The 7,563-nt window shown below is 69.6% G+C and carries 6 protein-coding genes and 1 pseudogene; 5 read left to right on the forward strand and 2 right to left on the reverse strand.

Annotated elements, in window-relative coordinates; all coding sequences use genetic code 11:
* Positions 1–5: 5 nt before the first annotated feature.
* Positions 6–806: a nuclear transport factor 2 family protein gene (locus AC07EG_RS39255; protein ID WP_478258365.1), complete on the reverse strand. Its 801-nt coding sequence runs from the start codon at positions 804–806 to the stop codon at positions 6–8.
* Positions 807–1,393: 587 nt separating this feature from the next.
* On the opposite strand from AC07EG_RS39255, the gene AC07EG_RS39260 reads away from it, so the two are divergent.
* From AC07EG_RS39260 to AC07EG_RS39280, 5 genes are all read left to right on the forward strand, one after another.
* Positions 1,394–3,085 carry a glycosyl transferase gene (locus tag AC07EG_RS39260; RefSeq protein ID WP_478258366.1) on the forward strand — a complete coding sequence of 564 codons (1,692 nt, stop codon included), beginning with the start codon at positions 1,394–1,396 and terminating at the stop codon, positions 3,083–3,085.
* A 68-nt stretch (positions 3,086–3,153) separates the two neighbouring features.
* Positions 3,154–3,684: a SigE family RNA polymerase sigma factor gene (locus AC07EG_RS39265; RefSeq protein ID WP_478258367.1), complete on the forward strand. Its 531-nt coding sequence runs from the start codon at positions 3,154–3,156 to the stop codon at positions 3,682–3,684.
* The gene (locus AC07EG_RS39270; protein WP_478258368.1) at positions 3,681–4,673 is read left to right on the forward strand and encodes a hypothetical protein; all 993 of its coding nucleotides are present in this window, start codon (positions 3,681–3,683) and stop codon (positions 4,671–4,673) included. The genes AC07EG_RS39265 and AC07EG_RS39270 overlap by 4 nt, the downstream gene beginning before the upstream one ends.
* A gap of 317 nt (positions 4,674–4,990) precedes the next feature.
* Positions 4,991–5,839, forward strand: a complete 849-nt coding sequence (locus AC07EG_RS39275; RefSeq protein ID WP_478258369.1) for a recombinase family protein — start codon at positions 4,991–4,993, stop codon at positions 5,837–5,839.
* A 602-nt stretch (positions 5,840–6,441) separates the two neighbouring features.
* Complete coding sequence (locus AC07EG_RS39280; RefSeq protein ID WP_478258370.1) at positions 6,442–7,236, forward strand: hypothetical protein; 795 nt, start codon at positions 6,442–6,444, stop codon at positions 7,234–7,236.
* Positions 7,237–7,435: 199 nt separating this feature from the next.
* Here AC07EG_RS39280 and AC07EG_RS39285 read toward each other — a convergent pair.
* Positions 7,436–7,563, reverse strand: a pseudogene (locus AC07EG_RS39285) (IS5/IS1182 family transposase); the annotation flags it as partial.

Genomic DNA, 7,563 nt, shown 5'->3' on the forward strand with positions numbered 1-7,563 from the left:
CGACCTCAATGGGCGCCGTTGTCGCCGGAGAGTGCTTGCGCGACGGTGAGGCTGTCCTCGTAGACGTGGTAGCGGGTGATCACGCCACCTTCGACGGTGACGTGCAGCGCGCAGTAGGCGCTGTACGCCCGGCCGGTGGCCTTCACGGTCTGGCGGATTTCGCCGAGCACCACGGCATCCAGGCCGTCGACCAGGATCCTGGGGGCGCCCCCGCCCCGCTTGCCGGGGACGTGGAAGTCGTTCAGCGCGCGGAAGTGATCCGCGACGTCGGCGCGAGTCGACCGCTGCCGGATCCAGGGCACCGCGGGATGCCCCGCACCGGGCCAGTCGAGCTGCCAGTCGACGGTATCGGCGAACAGTCCGGCGATCCGGTCCGGGTCCCCGACGGCCAAGCGGCTGAGGAATTCGGTCACGACTGCCCGGGTGCCCGCTTCCTTGCCGGTGAACTGGTAGTCGCGCTGGATTCGCCCTTCCCGGTCGAGCAGGAGGAACACGGCGCCGCTCCAGACGGGAACGCCACCTGCCGCGGGAACCAGGTGGGTGGAGAACGTGACCGCGTTGTGGTGGGCTACGGCGTCCTCCGCCGGGACGAAGACGAACTTCCCGGTTGCGACGAACTGCTCGTGCGCGCTGGTGACTCGGTCCTGGATAGCGTCGTGCCCTCGGTACTCGTCGGTTTCGGTGTACTCGGCGCCGTTCTCGGCCCACAGTTCCGCGATCGCCTCGCGCCGCAGAGCGGCGTCCGGCTCGTTCCACACGGCTGCGTAGCGGCTGGCCAAGGTGCCGACATCGGCGGGGAAGCTCATGGCCGGGACGCTAGCCCGAGTTCACTGACATCTTCTGTCAGTGGACTCGGCGGAGTTCTGAACCTTCGCGGGTGGTGATCAACCACCGGCAAGCGAACCGCGCCGTTCCTCCGGCCCGGAGCTTGCCGCCTACTGCAGCGGCCTGCGTCCCGAAGAGGCGGCGAAACCGGACCTGGCACTGCCGGACCCCCTGCCAGCTCCTTCGCCTTGGTCGCTGCCGCCTCGATGCCCTCGGTGACGAAGACGAAGTTCTCGTCGTCGGGGCGCCGGTGTTCTCCGACTCCTGCTCGACCAGTTCGGCGTTCGCCGCGGAACCCGGATCGGCGGCACGCCCGGGCTGGCCGAAGGGACCTCGACATCGCCGTTGCCGTACCACTGGGACAGCGGGTCGAAGCGACTTGCGCCGGGAACGGCGAGGTAGCCGTCGAGCGACATCGTGGCACCCGTGGTGCCCTTGCCCACCGAGCGGTCTCCTTCGCTTGGGCGGTCAAGCAGCGCTGGTGTGGCCTCCGGGCAGCGTTTCGCGGGACCCGCGGTGTCAACGTGGTGTGCGAACGACGAATTTCACCGCGCCCCGGCTTCGCCGCGTGACGCGTATCGACCTCGGCGTCATCGGCGGCTTTTTCCTTTTGTCCGGTGCGATCTACCGCGGCCTGCTCGCCGGCGGTTACCTGACCAACAGCGCCCAGGACCAGAACATGTGGGAGTGGTTCTTCGCGGTCACCGCGAAATCCGTGCTGCACGGGGAAAGCCCGCTGTTCTCGACGCTGCAGAACCATCCGCTCGGCGTCAACCTGATGGCCAACACCTCGATGCTGGGCCTCGGCGTGCCGCTCACCCCGGTCACCGCCCTGTTCGGGCCGGGCGTGAGCTGGACGATCGTGCTGGTCGGCGGGCTCGGTGGCACGGCGGCGGCCTGGTACTGGGTGCTGCACCGGGACTTCGGCCGGTCGAGGACGGCCGCCGCGATCGCGGGCGGTTTCTGCGCGTTCGCCCCGTCCACGATCTCGCACGCCAATGCGCACCCGAATTTTGTCGCGTTGTTCGTGCTGCCGTTCGTGGTGCGCGCGGCGGTCCGGGTGAGCCTGGGAAACCGGCCGGTGCGCGACGGCGCGGTGCTCGGTGCGCTCGCCGCCTACCAGGTGCTGCTGGGCGAGGAACCGCTGTTGATCGCCGCGGTCGCGCTGCTGGTGTTCGGGCTCGCCTACGGCATCCGGTTCCGGGACCGGTGGCGCACCATGTGCGCCGGGCTCGCGATCGCCGTCGCGGTCGGTCTCGCGCTGGTCGGCTATCCGCTGTACTGGCAGTTCTTCGGCGCCCAGAGCTACTCCGCACTGCCGCACACCCCGCTGGGCAACGATCTCACCGCGTTCACCGCGCTGGCCAGCGACTCGGTCGGCGGCGACGGTTCCGGCCGTGTCGCGGGCGCGCTTTCGCTCAACCGCACCGAGGAGAACGCGTTCTTCGGCTGGCCGCTGGTGGTGCTGACGACCGTGCTGGCCTGCTGGCTGCGGCGGGACCGGCTGGCCAGGGCGCTGACCGTCACCATCGCCGCGATGGCCGCGCTGTCCCTCGGCGCGGTGCTGGTGGTCAACGGCGACGTGACGGTGGTCCCGGGTCCGTCGGTGCTGCTGTTCTCGTTGCCGTTGTTCGATTCGCTGCTGCTGTCCCGGTTCGCCCTCGGCTGCGTCCCGGCGATCGCGCTGCTGCTGGCACTGGCCACCGACCGCGTACTGGCCGCCCGGACGTCTCCGGTGGACGTACCGATCCGGCTGCTGTGGTTCGGCGCGCTGGCCGCGGTGCTGCTGCCGATCGCCCCGACCCCGCTGCAGGCGAACGAGCGCCCGCCGGTACCCCGGTACTTCGCGGATGGCACCTGGCGCCAGCACGTGCGGCCCGGTGGGGCGGTGGTGGTCGTCCCGCTGCCGAGCCCCGGCGACGCCGAGCCGCTGCACTGGCAGATCGAGGCCGGGCTGGAGTTCCCGCTGGCGGGCGGCTACTTCGTCGGCCCGTCCGGTGGCGGCCGGACCGGCGGTTACGGCGGGCGGCCGACCCGGCTGTCCGCGCTGCTGGACGAGGTGGGCAAGACCGGGGAAGTACCCGCGGTCGACGACCGGCTGCGTGACGCGGCCCACGCCGACCTGCGGTTCTGGCGGGCGGACGTGCTGGTTCTGCCGAGGCGGCAGTCGAATGCCGCCCCGCTGCGCGAGACACTGGACCGGCTGCTGCCCACGCCGGGGCGGCTGGTCAACGACGTCTGGGTGTGGGACCAATGGTGACCGGCGTCACACAGCGCGCGGGGTCGGTGCCGGTGTCAGCGGGGTGGGGACACCGAGAGGGAGTGGGCGTGCGCGCAGGCGAGGAGGAGCGCTACACCGAGTACGTCACGGCCGCCCTGCCGACGCTGCGCAGGCTGGCCTACCTGCTGTGCGGGGACAGCGACCGGGCCGACGACGTGGTGCAGACCGCGATCACCCGGCTGTACGTGCACTGGCGCAAGGCCGCCGAGGCCGACAACTTGGACGCCTACACCCGCAAGATCGTGCTGCGCACGTTCCTGAACGAGCGGCGGACGGCGTGGACCGGGCGGGTCCGGCTGATCGGCACGCCCGCCGAGACCCCCGGCCCGCCCGCACCGGCCGGACCGGACACCGACACCCGCGCGGTGCTGCTGGCCGCGCTGAGCCGGGTGCCGCCCCGGCAGCGCGCGGTGCTGGTGCTGCGGTTCCTGCTGGACTACTCGGTCGCCGACACCGCGGCGCACCTCGGCTGTTCGGAAGGCAACGTCCGCAGCCTCGCCTCCCGCGGCACCGCCGCCCTGCGCGGGCAGCTCGGCGCGGAAACCAGGGCGGACCTGGGAAAGGAGGCACGGTCATGACCGACGACGAACGGGCGCTGCTCGGCCCGCTCCGCGAAGCGGGCCCGCGAACGGAATCCGCGGTGAGCGTCACCGGCGCGATCCGTTCCGGCCGCCGGATCCGCAGGCGGCACGCCGCGCTGGGCGCCGCGGCGGCCACGGTGCTCACCGCGGTCGCCGTGCTGCTGGTGCCCACCGTCCTGCGCCAGCAGCCGGACCACCTGGAGGTCACCACCACACCGTCCGAGTTCGACCTGTTCCGCCGGCAGGCGACGGTCGGCTCCGCGGGCGGGTTCACCCCGTACCGGTACCAGACCGGGCGATTCGTCCAGCGAATCGACCTGAAACGCGAAGGCGCCCCCGACCCGGCCGCACCGGTGGGCAGCGTGACCCTCTACCCACGCGGCGGGCTCCCCGAAGTCCTCAACGGACAGTCCGAACCGGACAGTGACGGCGACGCCGCGCTCGGGGAGCGCCCCGGCCGGTGGGTGCGCACCCCGACCGAGGGACCGGACCGGGTCGAGTACGCGTGGCAGTGGGCACCCGGCGCGTGGGCGTTCGCCAGCGTGCCCGCCGCCGACCCGGACGCACGGGCCAAGGCGTACCGGGTCGCGGAAAGCGTGGACCTGGCCGCCGGAGCGGCGGTCCGCACCCCGTTCACCGTGCCGGAGGAACCAGCCCTGCCGATCACCGGCACGGTCGGTGCGGTCGGCAACGCGGATCGGGAACCGTCGGCCGCCCTCGTCTACGGCGCGGACACCATGCGGGTCGGAGCCCGGTCTTGCGGCGGTCAGCAGCCGGAAACCAGCGTCGACGGTCGGCCCGCGGTGGTGGACGATCGGCAGGTCCTGATCTTCGGGCTGGCCAACGGCTTGTGCGCGTTCGCCTCGACCACAGATCCGGCCGCGGTGCCCAGCGCCGAACTGAGCAGGCGAGCGGCCGAGGTCGAGGCAGCCGGTGACCCGGCCGACCCGGGCACCTGGTCGGCCGCCCCGGTCCGAACACGATAGTGGACCGGCGAACCGGGCTGGATAGACCTTGCCGCCCGTCCCACTGGGCTGGAACCCGGCTCGTGCGCGTAGTGGCCGCGGGCAAGCCGGCCAGAATGCTGCCCTCACCTGTCTCACCCGGAGGCCGCGAACTGCGATTCGCGCAGGCTGTCAATGGTCAGTTGGTTCTCCCCGCGAGCGGCCGGATGTCGTCCCCGCATTGACAACCCGCGTGCACCTGAACAATGCCCGGTTCAGGCGGACGAGGTACTTGCACGCACATCCGTGAGGGTTACAACATCGGCAAGCCCACCCACGGGTACAAGGCGAAGAAAGGCTTGACCAAGTCGCGACTCGAGCCCGATGGGCTGCAGGAGGAGACGGTCACACTGGCCGCGAAGTGGCGCTTCCACTTGAAACTCGGATTCGACACGATCGCCGAGAAGCTGAACAAAGTATCCGCCACGGGACCGCCGAACAAGTCGCGGGCCCGGCACGCGTGGTCGAAGTCCAGCGTCGCGTCGATGCCGAGCGATCCGAAGTACACCGGCTACCAGGTCTACAACCGGCGCAGCCGGGCAGGCGCAACAAGCCGAATCCGCCGCAGATGTGGGTGTGGTCGGTCGAGCCGGCGCACGAGCCAAGCGCACGTACCTGTTCCGGCGCCGGGTGCTGTGCGACTGCGGCCGCCGGATGATCAGGAATCCGCGGCACGGCATCACCACCCGGAGAACAACAACCGCGGCCGTCCAGACAAGCACGTCGGCCATCCGGCCACGATCTACATGTGTGAGGACCTCATCATGACCGAGGTGGATGACAGCGCCCAGCGCGAGCGAGCGGAGAAGCGGCAGCGCCTGCAGCGCAAGCTCGCCGACACCACTCGCAAGCTGGACAACATCCTCCGCCAAGCCGAAGACGCCGACCCCCGCGATCCGTTCACCCAAGGTCTGCGGCGGCGGTACAACGAGCTGAACACCGAACGCCAGGCTCAGCTGGAGACCATCGCGGACCTGAACCGCCAGGACGGTCAGGAGCCCGACCGGCCCAGCGCCGGTCAGCTCCGCCTGCTCGACGCGTTGCCGCACCTGGCGGTCAACTTGACTCGCGCGCCCAGTGAGCTACTCGATCGGCTGTTCGATCTGACCCAGCTCACCATCCGGTGCACTACGCCACCGACGAGGTGACGCTCCGAGTCACCTTGCCCGGCGAGATGGCGGGCGCGGTGGCCCAAATCGGCCGGACGATGGGGGAGCAGGCCCCGGAGAAGGCGGTCGAATGCTCGAAAACCGCAGGTCAAAGCCTGCGTGCCTCCTGTGCGTGCCCCCGGTCCGACTCGTCCCGGAAGCACACGGATCCCGGATCCGCTCAGATTGACCCGTTTTCGCAGGTCAACCTGACACAAGCGGCGAGGCCACTGGTGATCGAGGCGCGGGTCCCCCTGAAGATGCCGCGGCGCGGTTCGGCGGCGAAGTCATGAACCGGTACACAACTCCGTGCCGAGTGAGGCCAACGCGACTGACCAGGCGTTCCAAGTGCCACCGCGCTCGGCGACGTCATGGTACGCCGTGCCTCATCATCAGCGTGGCGAGGGAGTTGGCACTGCGGGAGCGTTCGGTGCGGGGGAGGTGGCCTCGCCCATGAGCGCCAGTTCCTCCGGCTCGATCTCTGGCCGCGAACAAGCAACGGCCATGGTTACGGCGATCATGGCCGCGGCGTCGGACTTACGTTCTTGTTCGGCTTCGGCAATGTACTGAGCCTGGCTCCCCGTCTCGGTGTACCCGGCTGGGTGACCCCGCTCATCGCTCCGGCGGTGGACTTGTCGATCTTGGGGCTGTTTCTGGCCATCCGGCAGCTTGTTGCTCGAGGTGCTGCGGCACACGAGATCAAGTCGGCACGGTGGTTGCTGATCTTCGCCAGCTTCGTCACTCTCGCGTTGAATGTGGCTGATCCGCTTATTCGTGGTCAATGGGGCAAGGCCGCTTTCGATGCCGTCGGCCCGCTGCTGCTGATCGGCTGGGCGGAGGTCGGACCAGGTCTTTGGCAGGTTCTCGGAAACGCGTCCGGTGAACCTCGGCCACATCCACATCGCCTCGACGGAGATGCATCGAGCGACATGGTGGAGAGGTCGGCTAGCGCCACCGAGGACGACCTGCTGGACTGCGCGCGCCAGGAGGATGCGGCTCACCGGGAACTACACCAGCGGCCGATCTCCGCGGCGTGGCTCGTTCGCGTCTGCTCGTCGAGGCCGTTCAAGTCGAACGTAGGCGTGGATATCGCCTGGCGTCACCGTGGTAGGTGCTTGAAACCGCGCAACGGCTCATGGCGTCCCTGCCGACGGCTCGACATGGCGGTGGCCTTGCTCGACGCCGAGGAAGCTGACGCCCTCAGCTCCGCCCACCACACACGGTGGACGCGGGCACGTTCATTATCAGCATCGACGGCGCCCACACCTCGACGCGCGGCCGCTGTGGAAGCCCGGCGGATCCGCCACCGCGACGCACCTCGACTACAAAGATGCACGTTCGAAATTCATACCTTCGATGTCCCAACCCGCTGGTTAAGAGCCCGAACCCACCCGTGACAGATGATGCCGAGTGATGCCGAACAAGGCCTTTTCGGCCGCTCGGCGGCGGCGCCTGTCCGTTGTTGACAAGTGTCGACCGCTGTCGTCCTGTCCGAGCCTTCTCGGGCTCCCCTCGGGCCCGCAGATGCCAGGGGCTGCCGGGCACTCCAGCGTTGCGGAGTGGTCGTTGGACGACGAGGACGCAGTCTTAGAGTTCCTAACAAAGTCGTGCGACGTGTCGCCAGCAGAGGATGCAGGTGGCCAAGCCGAGGAAGGCTTCGTGGATGTCGTCGCGGCGCTCCCAGCGGATGCGCAGGCGTTTCATGCCGTGGTACCAGGCGATCG

The sequence above is a fragment of the Amycolatopsis sp. NPDC045836 genome, assembly GCF_056431745.1.